The sequence below is a fragment of the Allobosea thiooxidans genome (assembly GCF_900168195.1).
In the GTDB taxonomy this organism is placed as follows: Bacteria; Pseudomonadota; Alphaproteobacteria; order Rhizobiales; family Beijerinckiaceae; genus Allobosea; species Allobosea thiooxidans.
The window spans coordinates 312,780-331,675 of sequence record NZ_FUYX01000001.1; the positions used below are offsets into that span (position 1 = coordinate 312,780).

Here is an 18,896-nt window from a genome sequence, read left to right on the forward strand (position 1 = left end):
CAACAGCCGTAGCGATAATATCCGCCATGGTAGCCCCATCCGCCGCCGCGCCAATACTGCGCATTGGCCGCGCTGACACCGCCGGTCATGAGGAGAGCTACGGTGGCTACGGTCGCGAGTTTCCTCATCCGAACCTCCACCCAACGAGCGAGCGACGATCGGCAAGGCCTTTTTTTGGGCCTCAGCAACTCGCTGCGCCGGCCGCGTCCCTCACCAGCCATTTTACTCCAAGCCGCAATTCTTCGCCATGACCGCCAAAGCGCGCGATCGCTCGGCACCGGCAGGCGGACGAGGGCTGGATGGAGCACTTCATCGGTCGATAAGCGTGCGGCGGAGATCCGCTTCCGCCCCGAAGCCGATCCATGGAAACCGCATCGCCCATGCGCGAGAACGGAAAGCTCGCCGGAGGCCGATTGCGCCGGCACCTCCATCTGTTGCATTCTGGCGTGCTGGCCAGGAGAAACAGATGCCCAGCGCCCTTCCCCGAGTTCATGCGGAATTTCTGGAACGCGTGCGAAACGCGGTCGCGTCCGACGAGCGATTCAACGCCCTCCTGATCGGCGGGTCATATATCCACGGCGGCCTCGACCCGCATTCGGACCTCGACTTCGTCATCATCGTCGAGGACGACAGCTATGCGGAGGTGATGGCGTCCCGCATGGATTTCGCCGGTGCGCTGGCTGATCTGGTCAGCGCCTTCACCGGCGAGCATGTCGGCGAGCCGCGCCTGCTGATCTGCCTCTATGGCCCGCCTCTTCTGCACGTCGACCTGAAATTCGTGCTCGCATCCGATCTCGACCACCAGATCGAGCAGCGCGCCGTTCTGTTCGCCCGGGATCCGGCGGCGATCGAAAGGCGGGTCCAGGCCGGCCGTGTCGAATGGCCGAACCTGCCCTCCGAATGGTTCGAGGCCCGCGCCTGGATCTGGCTGCATTACGCGGCCACCAAGCTTGCCCGCGGCGAACTCTACGAAGCCATCGGCATGCTCGGCTTCTTCCGCGAGCAGGTGCTCGGCCCGCTGCTCTGCCGCCGCGCCGGCAGGAACCAGCGCGGCGTCAGGCGCGTGGAAGCGCTCGGCCTGGACGAGGAGGGCAAGATGGCGGCCACGGTCGCCCGCCACGATCCCGGCTCGGTCAGGGACGCCATCGCGGCAGCGATCGATTCCTATCTCGACCTGCGGGCCGACGATCCGGGGGTGAAGCCGACGCGAGGCATGCCCGGGCTCCTGCACGCATTCATCGACGATGCGGGGCCGTCCAGGCGCGGCGCCGCTGCCGCCCGCTTGACGTGAAGGAGAGCAGCATGGAGCGGTTCACCGGCGGCTGCCTGTGCGGAAGCGTCCGCTTCGTGGCGTCGGGGCGCCCCTATCGGGTCGGCCTCTGCCACTGCCTCGACTGCCGCAAGCATCACGGCGCCCTGTTCCATGCCTCCGCGATCTTCCCCGAGGAGGCGGTGACGATCGAAGGCGAAACGCGCGACTATGCCGGGCGGCATTTCTGCCCGCGCTGCGGCTCGACCATCTTCGGGCGAAGCGGGGACGAAACCGAAATCAATCTCGGCTCGCTCGACGCCCCCGACCAGTTCGTGCCGACCTACGAGCTCTGGACCGTCCGTCGCGAATCCTGGCTGCCGCCGTTTCCGGTCAGGAAGCGCTACGAACACGACCGGGAGACCACGGGCCGTTCCGAGGAATAGCCGGATCGTCTCGAAATCTCAGTTTGCCTCCGGACAAGCTCGGGTAAGCTCGCTTCGCGAGAGACCGGGAGCGGCGATGCCATACCTCTACATCGTGACCGACTGCGAGTTTGACGGGCCGACGCCGGGAGTAAACTCGATGCTGTCGTTCGGCTCCGTGGCGGTATCGGCCGCCGGCCGGATCCTCGGCGCGTTCGAGGCGGTTCTGGAACCGCTCGAGGGCGCCGAACGCGACCCGGATACGATGGCGTTCTGGCGAGCGCACCCGGAAGCCTGGGCGGCAGCGACCGCAGATCCGCAGCCCGCCGCCATGGTGGTCGAGCGGTTTTCCGGCTGGATCAGGTCGCTGGGCGGCAAGCCGATTTTCGCGGCACACCCCGTCGCGCTGGACGGCCCATGGATCGATTTCTACCTGAGGAGGTTCACCGGCCGGCCGCTGCTGGAAGGGCCGTGGATCTCCGACCGGCTCTTCCGGCACGCCCCGCTCTGCCTCATGTCGATGGTCGCCGGGCGCTCCGGGCGGGGACAGTGGGAATGCGATGTCGATCGCTATCCGAGCGAATGGCTCGGTGCGGTCGAGCATACGCATCGGGCGATAGACGACGCCCGAGGCTATGCGAACCTGCTGAGCTTTCTCATTCGCGACGAGGACGCGCGGCACGGAGCCTGACCGGGCAGCCTGTCGGGCATCGCATTGAGGGCGAGGCACTGCAGCGCCGAATGCTGGCCCGGCAAGGCAATCGCTTCCACGGCTTAGGTCGATGAGAAAGGTCCGGGAGAGCCACCGCTCCATCCCATAAGAAGCCTGTACCATCCAGGGGGGCTTGCGGCAAGCCGCCGGCCCCGATGTATGAGCCCTGCCCTTCGACACAGGAAGGAGCAGGGAAATGCGCGTTTTGCTTTCGACTTATGGTTCGCGTGGCGATGTCCAGCCCATGGTGGGTCTGGCGCTCCAGCTTCGGGCGCTCGGCATCGGGGTCACGCTCAGCGCTCCGCCCGACCGGGAATTCAGCGACCTGGCAGCCGCCTTCGGCATCCCCTTCGCCCCGGCCTTCATGCCGGTGCGCGAATGGGTCGCGAATGCGCGGCAGGCGGGCTCGAAACTGCCGCTGCTCGCCGGCGAGATGGTCGGCGCGCAATACGATGCCTTGTCGGCTGCGGCACAGGATTGCGACATCATCGCCGCGACCGGCCTGTTTCCCTCGACCGCAGCTGCACGCGCCGTCGGCGAGAGCCTCGGCCTGCCCTACCGGCATGTAAGCTTCTGCCCGCTGCTGCTTCCCTCAGATGCCCACCGCCCCTTCGAATATCCGGGCTGGCCGCACCCGCCGGAAATGACCGACATCGGCGCGCTCTGGAGGCGCAACATCGAGGTGATGAACGCGCTGTTCGGCGAGGCCGTCAATCGACATCGCCGGAAGCTCGGACTGCCCGGCCTCGATAATGTGCGCGACCACATCTTCACCGACCGGCCCTGGCTGGCCTCCGACCCCGTGCTCGGCCCTTGGAGCTCGGACCAGTGCGACGCCGTCCAGACCGGCGCCTGGTTCTTGCCGGATGACCGGCCGCTGCCGGACAGCCTCGTCGCCTTTCTGGAAGCCGGCACGCCGCCCGTCTATGTCGGCTTCGGCAGCATGGCGATGGAGGCCAGCCGCGATGCGGCACAGGTTGCCATCGAGGCGATCAGGACGAGAGGCCACCGGACCATCCTGTTCGGCGGCTGGGCCGGGCTCGGGCTGATCGACGGGCGGGAGGACTGCTTCGCCGTCGGCGAGGTCAACCAGCTGGCCCTGTTTCGCCGCGTCGCGGCCGTGGTCCATCATGGCGGCGCCGGCACCACCGCGACGGCAGCCCTGGCCGGTGCTCCACAATTGATCGTCCCGCAGGTCGTGGACCAGCCCTATTGGGCCGCGCGCGTCGCCGCGCTCGGCATCGGCGCCGCCCATGACGGGCCGACGCCGACCTCCGCATCCTTCCCCTCTGCGCTCGAAATCGCCCTGTCGACGCGAACCGGGCGCCGCGCTGCGGAAATGGCCGGGTCTATCCGCACCGACGGCGCCGAGAGGGCGGCGCAGCTTCTGGCCGAAGCCGCACGGTAGCAGCCAACGAAAAAGCCCCGCGGCGCGCTTTGCGCCGCGGGGCTTTTTGAGCCGGAGTCCAGCGCCTCAGCGCGAGAACTTCTTGTACTGAATCCGCTTCGGGATCGTGGAGTCGATGCCGAGGCGGCGCTTCTTGTCCTCCTCGTAATCGGCGAAGTTGCCCTCGAACCACTCGACATGGCTGTCGCCCTCGAAGGCGAGGATATGGGTCGCGATGCGGTCGAGGAACCAGCGATCGTGGCTGATGATCACGGCGCAGCCGGCGTAATCCTCGAGCGCCTCTTCGAGCGCGCGCAGCGTGTCGACGTCGAGGTCGTTGGTCGGCTCGTCGAGCAGCAGCAGATTGGCGCCGGACTTCAGCATCTTGGCGAGATGGACGCGGTTGCGCTCACCGCCGGAGAGCGAGCCGACCTTCTTCTGCTGGTCGCCGCCCTTGAAGTTGAAGGCCGAGCAATAGGCGCGAGAGTTGATCTCGCGCTTACCGAGATAGAGCACGTCGTTGCCGCCGGAGATTTCCTCCCAGACGTTCTTCTTGTCGTCGAGCGAGTCGCGGCTCTGGTCGACATAGCCGAGCTGGACGCTCTCGCCGACCTTGATCGTGCCGGCATCCGGCTTCTCGGCGCCGGTGATCATCTTGAACAGCGTGGTCTTGCCGGCGCCGTTGGGGCCGATCACGCCGACGATGCCGCCCGGCGGCAGCTTGAACGAGAGATCGTCGATCAGGAGCTTGTCCTGGAAACCCTTCGACAGGCCCTCGAAATCGACGACGTTGTTGCCCAGCCGCTCGGCGATCGGGATGATGATCTGCGCGGTGTCCGGCCCCTTGCTGTTGGCCTTCTGGACGAGCTCGTCATAGCGCTGGATGCGGGCCTTGCTCTTGGCCTGGCGGGCCTTGGGCGACTGCGCCATCCACTCCGCTTCGCGCTCCAGGGTCTTCTGGCGCGAGGCGTCCTCGCGGCCTTCCTGCGCGAGGCGCTTCTGCTTCTGGACCGACCAGGACGAGTAGTTGCCCTCATAGGGGATGCCCTGGCCGCGATCGAGCTCGAGGATCCAGCTCGTGACGTTGTCGAGGAAGTAGCGGTCGTGGGTGACGATCAGGATCGCGCCCGGATAGGTCCGCAGGTGCCCTTCCAGCCAGGCCGTGGTCTCGGCGTCCAAATGGTTGGTCGGCTCGTCGAGCAGCAGCAGCTCCGGCTGCTCCAGCAGGAGCTTGCACATGGCGACGCGGCGGCGCTCGCCGCCCGAGAGCTTGTCGACGGCCCAGTCGTCCGGCGGGCAGCGCAGCGCGTCCATCGCCTGGTCGACCTTGGAATCGAGATCCCACAGGCCCTTGGCCTCGATCTCGTCCTGGAGATTGGTCATCTCGTCGGCGGTCTCGTCCGAATAGTTCATGGCGAGCTCGTTGTAGCGGTCGAGCACCGCCTTCTGCGGCGCGACGCCGAGCATGACGTTCTCGCGGACGGTCAGGCTCTCGTCGAGCTTGGGCTCCTGCGGCAGGTAGCCGACGCGCGCGCCTTCCGCGACCCAGGCCTCGCCGGTCCATTCCTTGTCCATGCCCGCCATGATCTTGAGCAGGGTCGACTTGCCGGCGCCGTTGACGCCGAGCACGCCGATCTTGGCATCCGGGTAGAAGGAGAGATGGATGTTGTTCAGGACCTGCTTGCCGCCCGGATAGGTCTTGGACAGGCCGCGCATATGGTAGATGAACTGACGTGACATGAGGCGAGCGGCTCCGCGTTCGGGGCTTGGCGACAAGGATGTCGGGAAATCTGGCCGCTATGTAGCGAGCGGCAGCGCCTGCCGCAACCGCTCGGGGCGGATTGCCGGCGGCCAGTCCGTCCCGGACAATACGGGGTTTCCCCGGCCGAGGCCACCCGAGATGCCCGAGCAGAACGGCAAGACGACGATCGAGCTGAGGCTGCGCGACGCCGCACAGCTCTTCAACAGCCTCGACCCCTTCCCCTTTCGCGAGGGCGACCTCGCCGCGGAGGCCGAGGAATACATCCTCGACTGGGCGCGCGACCTGCCCAAGGACAAGCCGATCGCGATCGTGATCCATCTCGAAAGGCCCGATGCGCCCCACAAGCCTCTGCCGGATCTCGCCACCGCGATCACGCGCTGGTTCGCCGGCCGAGCGAGCGCCGAGACGCGGGCGCTGCACGAGCTCTTCCATGACGGCCGCCTGGCCTTCATGATCGGCTTCGTCGGGCTCGCCGGCTGCCTGTTTCTCAGCTGGCTGCTGACCCGGGGCCAGGACGGGCCGTTCGCGCGCGTCTTCCAGGAGAGCCTGATCATCATCGGCTGGGTCGTGATCTGGCGCCCGGCCGAGATGTTCCTTTACGACTGGGTGCCGATCCTGCGCCGCCGGAAGCTCTATCGCCGCCTCGCCGCGGCGAATGTCGAGGTCAGGCCGCCCCAGGCGTGACGCTGCCCGTCCGGGACCGCCTCCCGGCAGCTCGGTTCACAAATCCGCCAGAACGCTTCCAACGGCCCGCCATTTGCCTGATCGTCGGAGGCCACGGGAAAGCAGGAGCCGGTCGATGAATCTGTCGCGCCCCTTCGCAGTACTGGCTTTCATTGCCGCCATCGCCGGTTTCGTCCCCGCGCCCGCCCGCGCCGAGTCAGGAGAGCCCGGGTGCCGCCCGGAAATGGCGAGCTATCGCCTGCCGATCCAGCGCGTGCAGCTCGCCAAGGACGAGGTCCGGCTCACCTTCGTCGGCCATGCCACCTTCCTGATCGAGACGCCGGGCGGGGTGAAGGCCGCGACCGATTACAACGACTATGTCCGCCCGCCGGTGACGCCCGACATCGCCACGATGAACAAGGCGCACTCGACCCACAATTCCCGCAGCCCCGACCCCGCCATCAAGCAGGTCCTGCCGGGCTGGAGCACGAGCGGACAGGGCGCGGCGAAGCACGACGTCACGCTCGGCGACGTCCGCGTCCGCAACGTGCCGACCAATATCCGCACCTATGATGGCGGTACCGACTACGACGGCAACTCGATCTTCGTCTTCGAGATCGGCGATCTCTGCATCGCCCATCTCGGCCATCTGCATCATCCGCTCGAGCCCGGCCATCTGCGCGCGCTCGGCCGGGTCGACATCCTGCTCTTCCCGGTCGACGGCAGCTACACGCTCGACCAGGAAGGCATGCTCGAAGTGCTGAAGGCGGTCCAGGCACGGGTGATGATCCCGATGCACTTCTTCGGCGGCGGGACGCTGAACCGCTTCCTCGCCCGGACGCAGGAGCTCTGGCCGGTCGAGCTCCGCGAGCAGCCGGTGATCACGCTGAGCAAGGCCACATTGCCGGCCAAGCCCACCATGATCGTCCTGCCCGGGCATTAGCGTCACGCAGCACAAAGCACCAGGCTTCCACCCCGTCATGCTCGCCCTTGTGGCGAGCATCCACGTCTTGAACCTGATCCTCGACCGGCAAAGACAGGGACGGTCGGGACGAGCCCGACCATGACGGTGCGTAGGCTCGAACGGCGCCCCCTCAGGTATTCACGCCGCCATCGACCGCGAAGCCCGCGCCGGTGATGAAGCGGCCTTCCTCGCTGGCGAGGTAGGCGACGGCCCCGGCGATGTCCTCCGGCTTGCCATAGGCGGGGATCGCCATGCGCGCGAGCTGCGCCTCGGCGCCCGGGCCGCTCGCCGGATTCATGTCGGTGTCGGTCGAGCCCGGATGGACGATGTTGACGGTGATGCCGCGCGGGCCGAGATCGCGCGCCAGCCCCTTGGTGAAGCCGACCAGCGCCGCCTTGCTCATCGCATAGAGCGTGATGTTCGGCTCCACCACCCGGTCAGCAAGGCAGGAACCGATCGAGATGATCCGCCCGCCCCGGCCGAGATGCGCGGCCGCCGCCTGCGAGGCCAGCACCACCGCGCGGATATTGACCGCGATCGTCGCGTCGATATCGGCGAGGCTCCAGTCCTCGACCGGCCCGCCGCGATAGATGCCCGCATTGTTGACGAGGATGTCGAGACCGCCGAGCGCCTGCGCCGCCGCGTCGACCGAGCGCTTCACGGCTGCGGGATCGGCGCTGTCGGCGGCGATGGCGACGCCCTTGCGCCCGAGCGCCTCGATCGCCTTCACGATCTCGGCCGCCTTCTCGGCGGAGCGCTCATAGGTAAGCGCGACATCGGCTCCTTCCGCGGCGAGCCGCCGGGCGATGGCGGCGCCGATTCCGCGGCTGCCGCCGGTGACGAGAGCACGTTTTCCAGCAAGGCGGGACATGGGATTCTCCATTTATGTGATGATCGATACACAAATAGGTGACGCGCTTGCCTGGAGCCGTCAAGGGAAATATATAGTGATCGTCACAGAATTTTTCGAAAGGTGAGAGAGCCATGGCGGAGCGAGGACGCCCGCGCAGCTTCGACCGGCAGGCGGCGCTGGAACGCGCCATGGAGGTGTTCTGGGAGCGCGGCTACCAGGCCGCTTCGATGACTGACCTCACCGAAGCCATGGGCATCAATTCGCCGAGCCTCTACGCTGCCTTCGGCAGCAAGGAAGCGCTCTATCGCGAGGCGGTCGAGCATTTCGCCGAGACCGAGAGCGACGATATCCTCGCGCCCTTGCGGAACGCGCCGACGGCGCGCGAGGCGATCGAAGGCTATCTCGTCGCCAGCGCCAGGACCTTCACCCGGCCCGGCCGACCGCCGGGCTGCATGGTCGTGCTCTCGGCGGTCAACGCGGTCGGCGTCGGCGAGGAGACCGGCCGCATCCTGCGCGAGATGCGCGCCGGCAGCGTCACCATGATCGAGGAACGGCTGCAGCGGGCCGTCGACGAGGGGGAACTGCCCGCCTCGCTCGAGCGGCACGCGGTCGCGAGCTACTACGTCACCGTGCAGCAGGGCATGTCGATCCAGGCCCGCGACGGCGCCCCGCGCACGATGCTCGAAACGATCGCGCAGGGCGCCATGGCGGCGTGGGAAGGGCTGACGCAGCCGCGCGCCGCGGCCTGACCGGCGCGTTAACGCCTCGCTGAGGCTGATCCAAGGCTTCGCTTGCCGTTGCGGCAGATCACGGCATTCTGCCGGCGATCGGGAGACCGCCCCATGCGCCGCATTGCCGCCCTCGCCTGCCTGCTCGCTGCCGCCGCCCTGATGCCGGTGCAGGCGGAAGCCGCAAAACTCCGCTTCGGCGGGCGCAGCAGCGCGGCGCCTGCGAGCAAGACGAGCCGCAGCCTCGTCATCCTTCCCGGCGCCGCCGGCGTCAGCCGCGCCAAGGCGGCAGAAGCCAACATGCCGGAGCGCGTCCCCTTCCCGCCCGCTGACGCGACGCAGCGCGAGGAGCCGGTCGTCTTGCGTCTCAGCGCCAGTGACGGCGCGCCGAAGCCGTGGTGCCGCAGCGAAGTGGTGGTCGGCGGTTTCTGCATCCTGAACTGAGCCGGCGCTAGCCTGCCCGGCTGACGCGCCCTTCGAGCGGATAGGCGGGGTCGGAATAGCCCGGCGTCGAGGGGTGGCCCGCCGGCACCAGCCGGTCGATGAGCGCCTCGTCCTCGGCGTCGAAGCCGGCATCGAGGGCGGCGAGATAGGCCTGCCACTGCTCGAAGGTACGCGGGCCGGCGATCGCGGCGGTGACGAAGCCGTTGTTCAGCACCCAGCGCACGGCGAACTGGATCGGCGTCAGCCCCTTCCGCGCGGCATGGTCCTTGATTGTCTGGGCGATGATCAGGCTCTCCTCGCGCCATTCGGCCTGCATCATCCGCCGGTCGCCGCGGCCGGCTCGCGTGCCCTCGGCCGGCGCCTCGCCCGGCGCGTATTTCGCCGTCAGCACGCCGCGTGCCAGTGGCGAGTAGGAGGCAACGCCGAGCCCGAAATAGCCGCAGGCCGGCAGATGCTCGACCTCCGGCATGCGGTTCATCGCGTTGTAGTAGGGCTGGCTGACCACGGGCCGGTCGATGCCGAGCTCGTCGCAGAGCCGGCAGATCTCGGCGAGCCGCCAGGCCCGGTAGTTCGAGATGCCGAAATGCCGGATCTTGCCCTGCCGGAGGAGATCCGCGAGCGCATGCACCGTCTCCTCCAGCGGCGTCGCATGGTCTTCCTTGTGCAGGTAGTAGATGTCGATCGTCTCGGTGCCGAGCCGGCGCAGGCTGTCCTCGCAGGCGCGCATCATCCAGCGGCGCGAGAGCCCGCCGCTCATCGGTCCCGGCCCCATCGCATTGGCGACCTTGGTCGCCAGCACCCAGTCATAGCGGTTGGCGGCGATGGCCCGGCCGGTGACCTCCTCGGAGCGGCCTTCGTTGTAGACGTCGGCCGTGTCGATGAAGTTGATGCCGGCTTCGCGCGCATTGTCGATGATCCGGCGCGAGGTCGCCTCGTCGGTCGGGCCGCCGAACATCATCGTGCCCAGGCACAGCGGCGAGACCTTGAGGCCGGAGCGGCCGAGGCGACGGTAATCCATGGCGATCATCCTTCGGATGGCAGAGGGCGGAGCCTGCCGCAAGGCGCGGCGCGAGGCCAGAGCCGAGGACGCAGCCGCACCCTGCACGACGCGGCCGGCGGCAAGGAAATGCTTAATCTTTCCTGACAGGATGGGTTGTCTTCACATGGCAGCCCGATGAACCTCGCCCAGCTCGTCCAGAGCCAGAATTTCGCCACCCTGCTGCAAGCCCTCGACGCGGCGGGCGAGCTGACGGCTGGCCGGACGGTGGAAGCCAGGCTGCTCTCGCTGGAAGCGGACGGCACGGCCACCGCCGCGATCGGAGACGCCAAGGTCGCTCTCGTCCTCGCCGGCCCGCAGGCCAGGCAGGCCGCGGCGCTGCAGCCCGGCGCGACGCTGCTGCTCAGGCTCGACCCGCCCGAGCAGCCCGGCGGCGAGCTGCGCGCGACACTGGTCGAGACGCGTCCGCCGGCGGGCAGCCCCGCCCCTGCCCCGACGCCTCCACAGGCGCCGGCCACCACGCCGGCCGCCATGCCCGTCGCGGCCGCGCCCCCCGGAAATCCGGTCTCAAAAGCGCCGCCGACCGCACCGGCATCGTCGCCCCCTCCAGCAACGACCGCGTCGCCGGCACTCGCTGCATCGCCTGCCGCCCGGCCTGCCCTGCCCTCGGCGGGAACGATCGCCTCCGGCCCGCCGGCGACGGCGCCGGCCGCCGCACTGGCCCAGGCCGGATCGCCTCCCGCCGCGCTCACTGGCCCGGCGCCGCTTGCGCCGGCAGCCGCACGCGCCCTCGCCGGCCCGCTGCTCGGCCCCGTGCTGCAGCGTCAGGACAGCCTCGCCCCGCTCCTCGCCAATCTGCGCGGGCTGGCGCAGGGCACCATCGCACTGACCCTGCCGAAGCCGCTGTTGGCCGCGATCGACCAGGTCCTCGCCCAATCCGTGCCGGCCGAGCGGCCGGTCACCGCGCAGAGCCTGAAGCAGGCATTCCAGGGTTCGGGGCTGTTCCTGGAGGCCCGCCAGGCGAGCGGCGCCCCGGCGCCACGGCAGGGCGACCTCAAGGCCGGGTTGCAGGCGCTGCGCGAAGCCTTGCTGCCGATCGTCGACGCGCTGTCGCCGGATCCAAAGGCCGGCCACCGGAAAAGCGCGGCGATGCCGGCCGGACGGATGCCCGAGGGCGCCGCCGATATCGGGACGGAGCAGGCCGCCCACGTCCCGCCGCCCCGCCGCGACGGCCCGCTCCTGCCGCAGGCTGCCACCGAGCCGACATTGGCGCCGGGCGAGAAGCCTCTCGTCATCGCCGAGACGCTGCTCGACCAGACCGAGGCGGCGCTCGACCGCATCAAGCTCGCCCAATATGCCTCGCTGCCGCCCGAGTCCGGCCGCCAGGACGGCACCCAGCCGGCGCAGCGCTGGCTCGCCGAGATCCCGCTCGCCTTCCAGCACGGCACCGCGATCCTGCCGCTGCAGGTCGAGCGCGACGCTCCGCGCCGCGACGCGCAGGGCGTGAGCCTGCCGCTCTGGCGCATCCGCTTCGCCCTCGACGTCGAGCCGATGGGGCCGCTGCAGGGCGTCGTCACCCTGCAGGGCCGCGATGTCGGCGTCACGCTCTGGGCCGAGCGCGAGCGGACCAGCCAGCTCCTGCGCGGCGCCGCGCCCGGCCTCGAAACCGCCCTGCTCCGGGCCGATTTCGCCAGCGGCGCTGTCGACGTCCATCTCGGCCACCCGCGGGTGATGCAGCCGACCGCCGGCCAGTTCCTGGATCGCCTATCATGAGCGGGCAGCCACCCCGCATCGCCGTCGCACTCGAATATGATGGGCACGGCGCGCCGCGCGTCACCGCCAAGGGGCGCGGCGAGCTGGCCGAGCGCATCGTCGACACCGCGCGCGAGCACGATGTCGCCATCGAACAGAATGCCATCCTCGCCCAGGCCCTCTCGGCCGTCGAACTCGACGACGAGATTCCGGAGGAGCTCTACCGGGCAACCGCCCAGGTGATCGCCTTCGTCCTGTCGCTGCGCGGCGAGTTGCACCGTCTGAAGCGGGACGTCGATCGACCTTGAGCACCGGAATCGTCGTCAGGCGCATCGGCCCGGCCCCCTATGCGGAGCTGGGACCGGCTTTCATCGAGCTTGCCCGCCACGCCCTCGAACCCAACCCGCACATGGCTCCGGCCGCCGTCACGGCGGCGGCGCTGCTCGTGCCGGAAGAGGACATCGTCGTGCTCTGCGCCTGGTTCAGCGAGGCGCTCGATTTCGAGCGGCTCGTAGGCGTCTGGGCGCTGCGCCGCGAGAGCGGCTGGCGCAGCGGCTTCGCCGGCACCCTCGTCTCGCCGCTCGTGCCGCTCTACGAGGTCTCCTCGCTGCCGGTGCTCGACCGTGACCACGCGGCGGAGGCGGCCCGCGCGCTGATGCGCTATCTGCTCGCCTCGCGCGACCTGCCGCATACGCTGCGGCTGCCGCTCATGCCCCTCGACGGGCCTTGCCACGCCGCCCTCGCGGAGGCCTGCCGCCAGACGGGAAGCCAGATCTCGACCTATGAGCGCTGGGTCCGCCCGGTCATGGTCCCGCAGCCCGGCGACGACATGGAGCGCTATCTGCGGCGCGCGCTCGGCTCCGGCTACAAGAAGCGGATGCAGCAATTCCGCGCGGTCGCCCGGCACGGCGCCCTCACCTTCCGGCGCAGCCGCGGCCGGGCGGCGGTCGAGGCGCTCGACGCCTTCCTCGCCTTGGAAGCCTCGGGTTGGAAGGGCGAGGCCGGGACGGCGATCGCCTGCCTGCCGGCCGATGCCGCCTATATCCGCCGGATGGCCGAGCTCTTCGCCGCCGACGACGCCCTGCAGATCGACACCCTGCTGCTCGACGGACAGGTGCTCGCCATGGGGCTCCTGGTCGAGAGCGGCGACCGCCGCCATTTCCTCAAGATCGCCTATGACGAGGCTCAGGGACGCCACTCCCCCGGCCGCACCCTGACCATGGCGATGCTGCAGGCCGATCTCGCCGGCACGCCGCCCGCCCTCTTCGACAGCGGCGCCGGCGAGGGTGTCGATGCCGGTACCTATGTCTGGGGCGAGCGCCGCGAGATGGCGAGCGCGATCATCCGCGTCGGGCCGGGCCGGCCGGGCCTCGCCCAGGCGGCGGCGCTCAGCCGGATGTGGCTCAGGCGCCTGCGGGAGTTCGTCCGAAGCCGATCCGCCCGAGCACCCAGCGGCCGACCACGGGCTTGAAGTGCAGCGTGTCGATCCAGTAGCGCGACGAGCCGCGCTCCGGATCGAAATCGTCGAAGGGATGCTCCGAAACGAGGTCATGGAGCACCACCCCGCGCTGCGCAGCAATCGCCGCGACATCCCGGCGCCACGCCGCCAGCTCCAGCCCGCGCCCGCCATCGGCGAGCAGCTTCCGCTGCGCCCCGCTCATCGGCGACAGCACGATGGCGACATCGCGCCCCCGCAGCAGGTCGAGGGCGCGTTCCAGATGGCCGAGATCGCCCGGCCGGTACGCCATCGCGGCGACGTTCTGCGCCTGCGTGACCTTGCGCGTCAGGGCGGCATCGAAATCCGGCGTCGCCTTGTAGCCGTCGCCATGCCAGATACCGGGTTCCGTGCGCCGGAACTGCCGGCCGCGCAGATTGTCGAGCGCCTTCGGGTTCAGGACGGTCGAGACCAGCGCCTCGGCGCGCCCGGATACGGTCGCGAGCTTCGGGTCCAGCGGCGGTGGCGGCGGCCAGGCCGTGAACATGTAGTAGTCGAGCTCGATCACGACCCGCCGGACGCTGCCGATATCGACGGCCAGCGCGGCGAGCGCCGGGAGTTCAGCCGCCATCAGGGATGCGAGCCCGGCATTGTAGGCCCGCCCGGCTTCCGGCGGCAGGTCGCGCGGATCGATGCCGCGATAGGCCACCGAGGAGCCGAGCAGCAGCGTCTGCGGCTTCAGCCGCGCGATCTGCAGCGGCTTGACCAGGCGCATGTCGACGTCGAGCAGGCGGCTTACCCCGGCCCCGTCGCGCGTCCAGGGCGGGTTGTCGCGGAACACCCAATAGGGATCGCGCCAAAGGGCCGCTGCGGCGAGCACGCCGACCGCCAGTGCCACCGTCGCCGCGAAGGTGACGGCAAAGCCGCTAGCGGCTCGGGGACTGGAAGAGGCGACGGAGCGCATGGCGCTGCGCTAGCAGATCGCCTCCGTGCTGGCGAGCGGGCTTGACCGGCCTTCCCGCGCGCCGATAGAGCCGGAGGCGTTCCGCAGGAGATATCGATGCCCGCAGCCGCCCGGATTGGAATCGTCACGGTCTCGGATCGCGCTTCGGCCGGCATCTATGCCGACGAGGGCGGCCCGGCCATCCGCGCCTATCTGGCGAAGGTCCTGACCTCGCCCTGGGAAGCGGTTGAGCGCGTGATCCCCGACGACCGCGCGCGCATCGCCGAAACCCTGATCGAACTCGCCGACCGCGAGGGCTGCTGCCTCGTCGTCACCACCGGCGGCACCGGCCCCGCCCCGCGCGACGTCACCCCGGAGGCGACCGAGGACGTGGTCGAGAAGCCGATGCCCGGCTTCGGCGAGCTGATGCGCCAGGTCAGCCTCGCCAAGGTGCCGACCGCCATCCTCTCGCGCCAGACGGCCGGCATCCGCGGCAAGACCCTGATCGTCAACTTGCCGGGCCGCCCCCGCGCCATCGCCGAATGCCTCGACGCCGTGATGCCGGCGATCCCCTACTGCATCGACCTGATCGAGGGGCCTTATCTCGAGACCGATCCGGCCGTGATCGCAGCGTTTCGGCCGAAGAAGTAAGGGCACGTCATGCTCGGGCTTCACCCGAGCATCTCATGACGCGTGATCGCGGGAGCCTCTTTCAGCCTGAGATTCTCGGGTCTGCGCTTCGCTTCGCCCGAGAATGACGCCCTCACGCCCTCATCCGAAGCCGCAGATCGGCGGGTCTACCCCACCTGCAGCTCCCGCCCGATCGCCTGGACGAGCTGCGGCGAGAGCGGGTCGGTCGCCGCCGGGAAGCCGCCGATCAGCGCGCCGTCGCGGCCGATCAGGTATTTGTGGAAGTTCCAGCGCGGCGTATCGGCCGGGCGCTCCGCCGCAGCCCAGCGATAGAAGGGGTGCGCCTGCGGGCCTTTCACCACCGTCTTCTCGACGAAGGCATAGGTCGCGCCGTGGCTCTGCCGCGCCGCCTCGGCGATCGCCGCGCCCTCCAGCGGCTCCTGCCCGCCGAAATCATTGCTGGGCACGGCGACGAGCATCATCCCGCGCGACTGGTAGCGCTGCCAGAGCTGCTCCAGCGTCGCCATCTGCCCGGCATAGCCGCAACGCGTCGCCGTGTTGACGACGAGGATCGGCCGGCCGCGATAATCCGCCAGCGAGAGCTGCCCGCCGCCCGGCCGGTCGAAGCCGAAGGCATGCGCTCCCGCAGGCGCTTGCGCCAGGGCTTGCGGCGAAGCCGCGACCAGACCGGCCGCCCCTGCGATGACGTCCCGCCGCGACAGGTTCATGGCTCTCCTCCCTGGGATTCCGTGCCGGGATCATGCCGCAAAGCGAAAGGCCCCGCAGCCGGCGGCTGCGGGGCCTTGCTTCACGATGGCGAGACTGGAATTTCGGGATCTGGCTTGAGCAGCCCTCATCCTGAGGAGCCGCGCCAGCGGCGTCTCGAAGGATGGTCCAGCGGTCTCCAGAGCCTCCTGAACCATCCTTCGAGACGACATTCCCTTCGGAATGTCTCCTCAGGATGGGGGCTGAAATCCCTGGTAGAACCTCAGCAGGCGAGGACCTTCTTCACGCGCACCTCGAGGTCGCGCAGCTCGTAGGGCTTCACCACATAGTGGTCGGCGCCGTTGCTGGTCGCCTCGTCCATCTTGTCGACCGAGCGCTCGGAGGTCGCCATGATGATCTTGATCTGGTTGAGCTCCGGCACCGAACGGATGGCGCGCAGCAGGTCGATGCCGCTCATGCCGTCCATGTTCCAGTCGAGCAGCAGCAGATCGTAGCGCTTGGTCTGCATCTTCATCAGGGCTTCGCGGGCGTTCTCCGCCTCGTCGATGTCCTGGAACTCGATCTGCTTCAGGAAATAGGTCGCCAGGCCGCGCATGCTCTTCTGGTCGTCGACCACCAGGATGCGGAACTCGCTTCTGGCCTTTGACATCGTACTCTCCTTACGCGCTCCGCAGATTCGGGCGTTCGCCGATCAGCTGTCCGACCGCCGCGCCGATCTGGCTGAGCGGTACGACCCTGTCGGCGGCTCCTATCTCGAAGGCTGCTTTCGGCATCCCGTTTACCACGCAGGTCTCACCGCTTTGGATTAATGTTTCGGCGCCTGCTTTGCGCATGGCTAACAAACCGTCAGCGCCGTCGCGGCCCATGCCGGTGAGCAGGATTCCGACCGCATGGGCGCCGAGGCTCTTCGCCACCGAATGGAACATCACGTCGACGGAAGGCGCGTGGCCGCAGACGAGCGGGCCCTCCTTCAGGGCGCAGACGAGCTCTCCGCGCCGCTCCTCGATCTCGAGATGGCGCAGCCCCCCCGGCGCGACCACGGCCGTGCCGGGCCGCAGCCGGTCGCCATCGACCGCCTCGTGGACGTCGAGCCCGGTCGCCGCGGCCAGCCTGGCGGCGAACTTCGCGGTGTAGCCCGGCGGCATGTGCTGAACGACGGCGATGGGCAGGCGCAGATGGGCGAGGTCGCGCATCACCGTCTGCACGGCCGGCACGCCGCCGGTCGAGGCGCCGATCGCGATCAGCGAGGTCTTGCCGCCGCGCGCCGGCTCCTTCGGCGGCGCCGGGCGTGCGGGCGCGGCCACCTGCGCCATCTGGCGGGCGGCGGCGATCATCTTGCGGCTGGCCGCGGCGCGCTGCAGCGCCGCGACGAGATGCTTCATGAAGCCTTCGAGCGTATGGGTGGTGCCGTCCGGCTTCTCGATGAAGTCGATGGCACCGAGCTCCAGCGCCTGGATCGTATTGTCGGCGCCCGGCCCACCGAAGGCCGAGACGATCAGCACCGGCAGCGGATCCTGCTTCAGGACGCGCGCGAGCAGCTTGAGCCCGTGCCGCCCGGGCAGCTCGAGATCGAGCGTCACGACGTCGGGCCGGAGCTCCTGGATGGCGTCCCAGCCCTCCTCGGCGCTGCCGGCGACACCGATCACCTTGAAGCCCGGCGCAGAGTCGATGATCTGCGTCATCAGCTTCTGCATCAGGATGGAATCGTCGACGACGAGAACCTTGACCGGGGCTGCGGAGGCCGTCGGCATGCTCATTACCAGACCTCCACTTCACCAGCGACGGGCTGGCTCTTGAGCCGGTTGAGATAGGCGATTTCCTGCTCGTGGCCGCTGTCGCGCGCGGTGGGCTGGACATGCTGCACCCAGGCCCGGCCCGTCGAAGGCTGGTAATGGATGCGCCGCGAGCGCGTGCCGCCGACATCGCGCGAGACCACCGGAATGCCCTCGACCTTCAGGAACTCGTTGACGAAGGCGATGTTGTTGTCGCCGATCGCCAGCATGGTGGCGCCGGAGAGCACGCGCGCCCCGCCGAACACCTTGGCCTCGAAATTCTGGCGCCTGGCCCCGCGCTTCAGCAGGTCGTTGATCAGCACCTCCATGGCGGTGTCGCCATAGCGCTCGCCGGCGCTGGGGTCGGTGCTGCCATTGTTCTTCGGCAGCAGGAAATGGTTCAGCCCGCCAACCCCGATCTGCGGGTCGCGCAGGCAGACCGAGACGCAGGAGCCCAGCACGGTAGCGACGATCTCGTCCTTGGCCGCGGTGATCTCGTGCTCGCCGGGAGCGACGGTGATGATCGTCGCCTCGAAGCGCGGGTCGAAATAGCGCCGGGAGGACCGGGAAACGCTCATGCAGTCCTCTCGTAGATGGTCCGGCCGATCAGGCGCAGATGCGGATGCGGTTGCGGCAGCGATTCCGAATGGCCGAGATAGAGGAAGCCGCCGGGCGACAGCAGCGCCACGAAGCGGTCGAGGATCGAGGCCTTGGTCTGCGTGTCGAAATAGATGAAGACGTTGCGGCAGAAGATCACGTCGAAGGGCCCGCTCATCGGCCACCTCTCGATGAGATTCAACCGCTTGAAGGCGATCATCCGGCGCAGCTCCTCGGCGATGCGTGCTTCGCCGCGCCCAGCCCCGGGTTCCAGCTTGAGCAGCGGCTTCACGTCCGGCGGCAGCCGCTCGAACAGCTCGGCCGGATAGATGCCGGCCTCGGCCCGCGCCAGGATGTCGGTGTCGATATCGGTCGCCAGGATCCGGAAGTCGAGGTCGCCGCGCGCGCCGATCGCCTCGCGGCAGGAGGCCGCAATCGAATAGGCCTCCTCGCCCGAGGAGCAGGCCGAGGACCAGATGCGGATGCGGCCCCGCCGCTGGCTGCGCTCCTGCAGCAGGCGCGGCATCACCTCCCGGCGGAGATGGTCGAAATGGTGGCGCTCGCGGAAGAAGGCGGTGTGGTTGGTCGTCACCGCATTGATCAGCTCGGGCAGCTCGCCCGCCGCCTGCGGCGTCTTCAGGAAGGCGCAGTATTCGGCGACCGAGCTCATGCCGAGCGCCTTGACGCGCCGCGCCAGGCGGCCGCGCGTCATCGCCTCCTTGTGCTCGCGGATGACGATGCCGGCCTGCTCGTAGACCAGCGCCGCGATGAACTTCATGTCGTCGCGCGTCAGGGTGATATCGGCCATGGCGGGCTGGAAGGACGCCATGCTGGGCAGCGTTGTCGGCCGCGACATG

21 protein-coding genes are annotated in these 18,896 nt (G+C 69.0%); 12 read left to right on the top strand and 9 right to left on the bottom strand.

Annotation, left to right across the window (positions count from 1 at the left end; all coding sequences use genetic code 11):
- The first annotated feature begins 466 nt into the window (after positions 1–466).
- From B5Y19_RS01505 to B5Y19_RS01520, 4 genes are all read left to right on the top strand, one after another.
- A complete protein-coding gene (locus B5Y19_RS01505; RefSeq protein WP_055727427.1) occupies positions 467–1,291 on the top strand; it encodes a nucleotidyltransferase domain-containing protein in 825 nt (274 codons plus the stop codon).
- A gap of 11 nt (positions 1,292–1,302) precedes the next feature.
- Positions 1,303–1,695 (top strand): GFA family protein, encoded by a 393-nt coding sequence (locus tag B5Y19_RS01510; RefSeq protein ID WP_055727428.1) that lies wholly within the window; start codon positions 1,303–1,305, stop codon positions 1,693–1,695.
- A 76-nt stretch (positions 1,696–1,771) separates the two neighbouring features.
- The gene (locus B5Y19_RS01515; RefSeq protein WP_055727429.1) at positions 1,772–2,365 is read left to right on the top strand and encodes a 3'-5' exonuclease family protein; all 594 of its coding nucleotides are present in this window, start codon (positions 1,772–1,774) and stop codon (positions 2,363–2,365) included.
- Positions 2,366–2,582: 217 nt separating this feature from the next.
- Entirely contained in the window at positions 2,583–3,794 is a 1,212-nt protein-coding gene (locus tag B5Y19_RS01520; RefSeq protein ID WP_055727430.1) for a glycosyltransferase, read from the top strand.
- 66 nt (positions 3,795–3,860) lie between these two features.
- Here the strand turns inward: B5Y19_RS01520 and ettA are convergent, their stop codons facing one another.
- Entirely contained in the window at positions 3,861–5,513 is a 1,653-nt protein-coding gene (gene ettA / locus B5Y19_RS01525; protein WP_055727431.1) for an energy-dependent translational throttle protein EttA, read from the bottom strand.
- A 160-nt stretch (positions 5,514–5,673) separates the two neighbouring features.
- Between ettA and B5Y19_RS01530 the strand changes: the two genes are divergently transcribed.
- Both B5Y19_RS01530 and B5Y19_RS01535 read left to right on the top strand, forming a co-directional pair.
- Positions 5,674–6,219 carry a hypothetical protein gene (locus tag B5Y19_RS01530; RefSeq protein ID WP_055727432.1) on the top strand — a complete coding sequence of 182 codons (546 nt, stop codon included), beginning with the start codon at positions 5,674–5,676 and terminating at the stop codon, positions 6,217–6,219.
- Positions 6,220–6,334: 115 nt separating this feature from the next.
- Positions 6,335–7,141, top strand: a complete 807-nt coding sequence (locus B5Y19_RS01535) for an MBL fold metallo-hydrolase (protein ID WP_055727433.1) — start codon at positions 6,335–6,337, stop codon at positions 7,139–7,141.
- A 151-nt stretch (positions 7,142–7,292) separates the two neighbouring features.
- Here the strand turns inward: B5Y19_RS01535 and B5Y19_RS01540 are convergent, their stop codons facing one another.
- A complete protein-coding gene (locus tag B5Y19_RS01540; protein WP_055727434.1) occupies positions 7,293–8,033 on the bottom strand; it encodes a 3-oxoacyl-ACP reductase family protein in 741 nt (246 codons plus the stop codon).
- Positions 8,034–8,146: 113 nt separating this feature from the next.
- On the opposite strand from B5Y19_RS01540, the gene B5Y19_RS01545 reads away from it, so the two are divergent.
- Both B5Y19_RS01545 and B5Y19_RS01550 read left to right on the top strand, forming a co-directional pair.
- Positions 8,147–8,764 carry a TetR/AcrR family transcriptional regulator gene (locus tag B5Y19_RS01545; RefSeq protein ID WP_055727435.1) on the top strand — a complete coding sequence of 206 codons (618 nt, stop codon included), beginning with the start codon at positions 8,147–8,149 and terminating at the stop codon, positions 8,762–8,764.
- A 93-nt stretch (positions 8,765–8,857) separates the two neighbouring features.
- Positions 8,858–9,187 carry a hypothetical protein gene (locus B5Y19_RS01550; protein WP_079591017.1) on the top strand — a complete coding sequence of 110 codons (330 nt, stop codon included), beginning with the start codon at positions 8,858–8,860 and terminating at the stop codon, positions 9,185–9,187.
- A gap of 7 nt (positions 9,188–9,194) precedes the next feature.
- On the opposite strand, the gene B5Y19_RS01555 is transcribed toward B5Y19_RS01550, so the two are convergent.
- Positions 9,195–10,205 (bottom strand): aldo/keto reductase, encoded by a 1,011-nt coding sequence (locus tag B5Y19_RS01555; protein ID WP_055727438.1) that lies wholly within the window; start codon positions 10,203–10,205, stop codon positions 9,195–9,197.
- A gap of 156 nt (positions 10,206–10,361) precedes the next feature.
- Between B5Y19_RS01555 and fliK the strand changes: the two genes are divergently transcribed.
- From fliK to B5Y19_RS01570, 3 genes are read left to right on the top strand one after another with little or no spacing between them, the layout of a single operon-like run.
- Positions 10,362–11,957, top strand: coding sequence for a flagellar hook-length control protein FliK (gene fliK, locus B5Y19_RS01560; RefSeq protein ID WP_079591018.1), 1,596 nt, complete (start codon positions 10,362–10,364; stop codon positions 11,955–11,957).
- Positions 11,954–12,244: an EscU/YscU/HrcU family type III secretion system export apparatus switch protein gene (locus B5Y19_RS01565; RefSeq protein WP_055727116.1), complete on the top strand. Its 291-nt coding sequence runs from the start codon at positions 11,954–11,956 to the stop codon at positions 12,242–12,244. Before fliK ends, B5Y19_RS01565 begins: the two co-directional genes overlap by 4 nt.
- Positions 12,241–13,407, top strand: a complete 1,167-nt coding sequence (locus tag B5Y19_RS01570; RefSeq protein WP_055727117.1) for a GNAT family N-acetyltransferase — start codon at positions 12,241–12,243, stop codon at positions 13,405–13,407. Before B5Y19_RS01565 ends, B5Y19_RS01570 begins: the two co-directional genes overlap by 4 nt.
- Here the strand turns inward: B5Y19_RS01570 and B5Y19_RS01575 are convergent.
- Positions 13,340–14,335, bottom strand: a complete 996-nt coding sequence (locus B5Y19_RS01575; RefSeq protein WP_055727118.1) for a hypothetical protein — start codon at positions 14,333–14,335, stop codon at positions 13,340–13,342. The genes B5Y19_RS01570 and B5Y19_RS01575 overlap by 68 nt on opposite strands.
- Positions 14,336–14,431: 96 nt before the next feature.
- Between B5Y19_RS01575 and mog the strand changes: the two genes are divergently transcribed.
- Positions 14,432–14,965, top strand: a complete 534-nt coding sequence (mog, locus tag B5Y19_RS01580; RefSeq protein WP_055727119.1) for a molybdopterin adenylyltransferase — start codon at positions 14,432–14,434, stop codon at positions 14,963–14,965.
- Positions 14,966–15,111: 146 nt separating this feature from the next.
- Here the strand turns inward: mog and B5Y19_RS01585 are convergent, their stop codons facing one another.
- The 5 genes from B5Y19_RS01585 to B5Y19_RS01605 form a co-directional block, all read right to left on the bottom strand.
- Positions 15,112–15,672 carry a glutathione peroxidase gene (locus tag B5Y19_RS01585; protein WP_055727120.1) on the bottom strand — a complete coding sequence of 187 codons (561 nt, stop codon included), beginning with the start codon at positions 15,670–15,672 and terminating at the stop codon, positions 15,112–15,114.
- Between the two features lie 260 nt (positions 15,673–15,932).
- On the bottom strand, positions 15,933–16,319 hold the full coding sequence (locus B5Y19_RS01590) for a response regulator (RefSeq protein ID WP_055727121.1): 387 nt from the start codon (positions 16,317–16,319) through the stop codon (positions 15,933–15,935).
- A gap of 10 nt (positions 16,320–16,329) precedes the next feature.
- Positions 16,330–17,427 (bottom strand): chemotaxis-specific protein-glutamate methyltransferase CheB, encoded by a 1,098-nt coding sequence (gene cheB / locus B5Y19_RS01595; RefSeq protein ID WP_055727122.1) that lies wholly within the window; start codon positions 17,425–17,427, stop codon positions 16,330–16,332.
- Positions 17,427–18,020, bottom strand: coding sequence for a hypothetical protein (locus B5Y19_RS01600; protein ID WP_055727123.1), 594 nt, complete (start codon positions 18,018–18,020; stop codon positions 17,427–17,429). The genes cheB and B5Y19_RS01600 overlap by 1 nt, the downstream gene beginning before the upstream one ends.
- Positions 18,017–18,895 carry a CheR family methyltransferase gene (locus B5Y19_RS01605; RefSeq protein WP_079591019.1) on the bottom strand — a complete coding sequence of 293 codons (879 nt, stop codon included), beginning with the start codon at positions 18,893–18,895 and terminating at the stop codon, positions 18,017–18,019. Before B5Y19_RS01605 ends, B5Y19_RS01600 begins: the two co-directional genes overlap by 4 nt.
- Position 18,896: the final 1 nt, after the last annotated feature.

What these genes read in the sequence shown, in the direction of transcription:
- B5Y19_RS01505 (WP_055727427.1), top strand. Translation starts at nt 467, where the DNA reads ATGCCCAGCGCCCTTCCCCGAGTTCATGCGGAATTTCTGGAACGCGTG.
- B5Y19_RS01600 (WP_055727123.1), bottom strand. Translation starts at nt 18,020, where the DNA reads ATGAGCGTTTCCCGGTCCTCCCGGCGCTATTTCGACCCGCGCTTCGAG.
- B5Y19_RS01545 (WP_055727435.1), top strand. Translation starts at nt 8,147, where the DNA reads ATGGCGGAGCGAGGACGCCCGCGCAGCTTCGACCGGCAGGCGGCGCTG.
- B5Y19_RS01585 (WP_055727120.1), bottom strand. Translation starts at nt 15,672, where the DNA reads ATGAACCTGTCGCGGCGGGACGTCATCGCAGGGGCGGCCGGTCTGGTC.
- B5Y19_RS01555 (WP_055727438.1), bottom strand. Translation starts at nt 10,205, where the DNA reads ATGGATTACCGTCGCCTCGGCCGCTCCGGCCTCAAGGTCTCGCCGCTG.
- B5Y19_RS01550 (WP_079591017.1), top strand. Translation starts at nt 8,858, where the DNA reads ATGCGCCGCATTGCCGCCCTCGCCTGCCTGCTCGCTGCCGCCGCCCTG.
- B5Y19_RS01530 (WP_055727432.1), top strand. Translation starts at nt 5,674, where the DNA reads ATGCCCGAGCAGAACGGCAAGACGACGATCGAGCTGAGGCTGCGCGAC.
- B5Y19_RS01565 (WP_055727116.1), top strand. Translation starts at nt 11,954, where the DNA reads ATGAGCGGGCAGCCACCCCGCATCGCCGTCGCACTCGAATATGATGGG.
- B5Y19_RS01590 (WP_055727121.1), bottom strand. Translation starts at nt 16,319, where the DNA reads ATGTCAAAGGCCAGAAGCGAGTTCCGCATCCTGGTGGTCGACGACCAG.
- B5Y19_RS01605 (WP_079591019.1), bottom strand. Translation starts at nt 18,895, where the DNA reads ATGTCGCGGCCGACAACGCTGCCCAGCATGGCGTCCTTCCAGCCCGCC.
- B5Y19_RS01575 (WP_055727118.1), bottom strand. Translation starts at nt 14,335, where the DNA reads ATGCGCTCCGTCGCCTCTTCCAGTCCCCGAGCCGCTAGCGGCTTTGCC.
- B5Y19_RS01520 (WP_055727430.1), top strand. Translation starts at nt 2,583, where the DNA reads ATGCGCGTTTTGCTTTCGACTTATGGTTCGCGTGGCGATGTCCAGCCC.
- B5Y19_RS01540 (WP_055727434.1), bottom strand. Translation starts at nt 8,033, where the DNA reads ATGTCCCGCCTTGCTGGAAAACGTGCTCTCGTCACCGGCGGCAGCCGC.
- B5Y19_RS01535 (WP_055727433.1), top strand. Translation starts at nt 6,335, where the DNA reads ATGAATCTGTCGCGCCCCTTCGCAGTACTGGCTTTCATTGCCGCCATC.
- B5Y19_RS01510 (WP_055727428.1), top strand. Translation starts at nt 1,303, where the DNA reads ATGGAGCGGTTCACCGGCGGCTGCCTGTGCGGAAGCGTCCGCTTCGTG.
- cheB (WP_055727122.1), bottom strand. Translation starts at nt 17,427, where the DNA reads ATGAGCATGCCGACGGCCTCCGCAGCCCCGGTCAAGGTTCTCGTCGTC.
- fliK (WP_079591018.1), top strand. Translation starts at nt 10,362, where the DNA reads ATGAACCTCGCCCAGCTCGTCCAGAGCCAGAATTTCGCCACCCTGCTG.
- B5Y19_RS01515 (WP_055727429.1), top strand. Translation starts at nt 1,772, where the DNA reads ATGCCATACCTCTACATCGTGACCGACTGCGAGTTTGACGGGCCGACG.
- ettA (WP_055727431.1), bottom strand. Translation starts at nt 5,513, where the DNA reads ATGTCACGTCAGTTCATCTACCATATGCGCGGCCTGTCCAAGACCTAT.
- mog (WP_055727119.1), top strand. Translation starts at nt 14,432, where the DNA reads ATGCCCGCAGCCGCCCGGATTGGAATCGTCACGGTCTCGGATCGCGCT.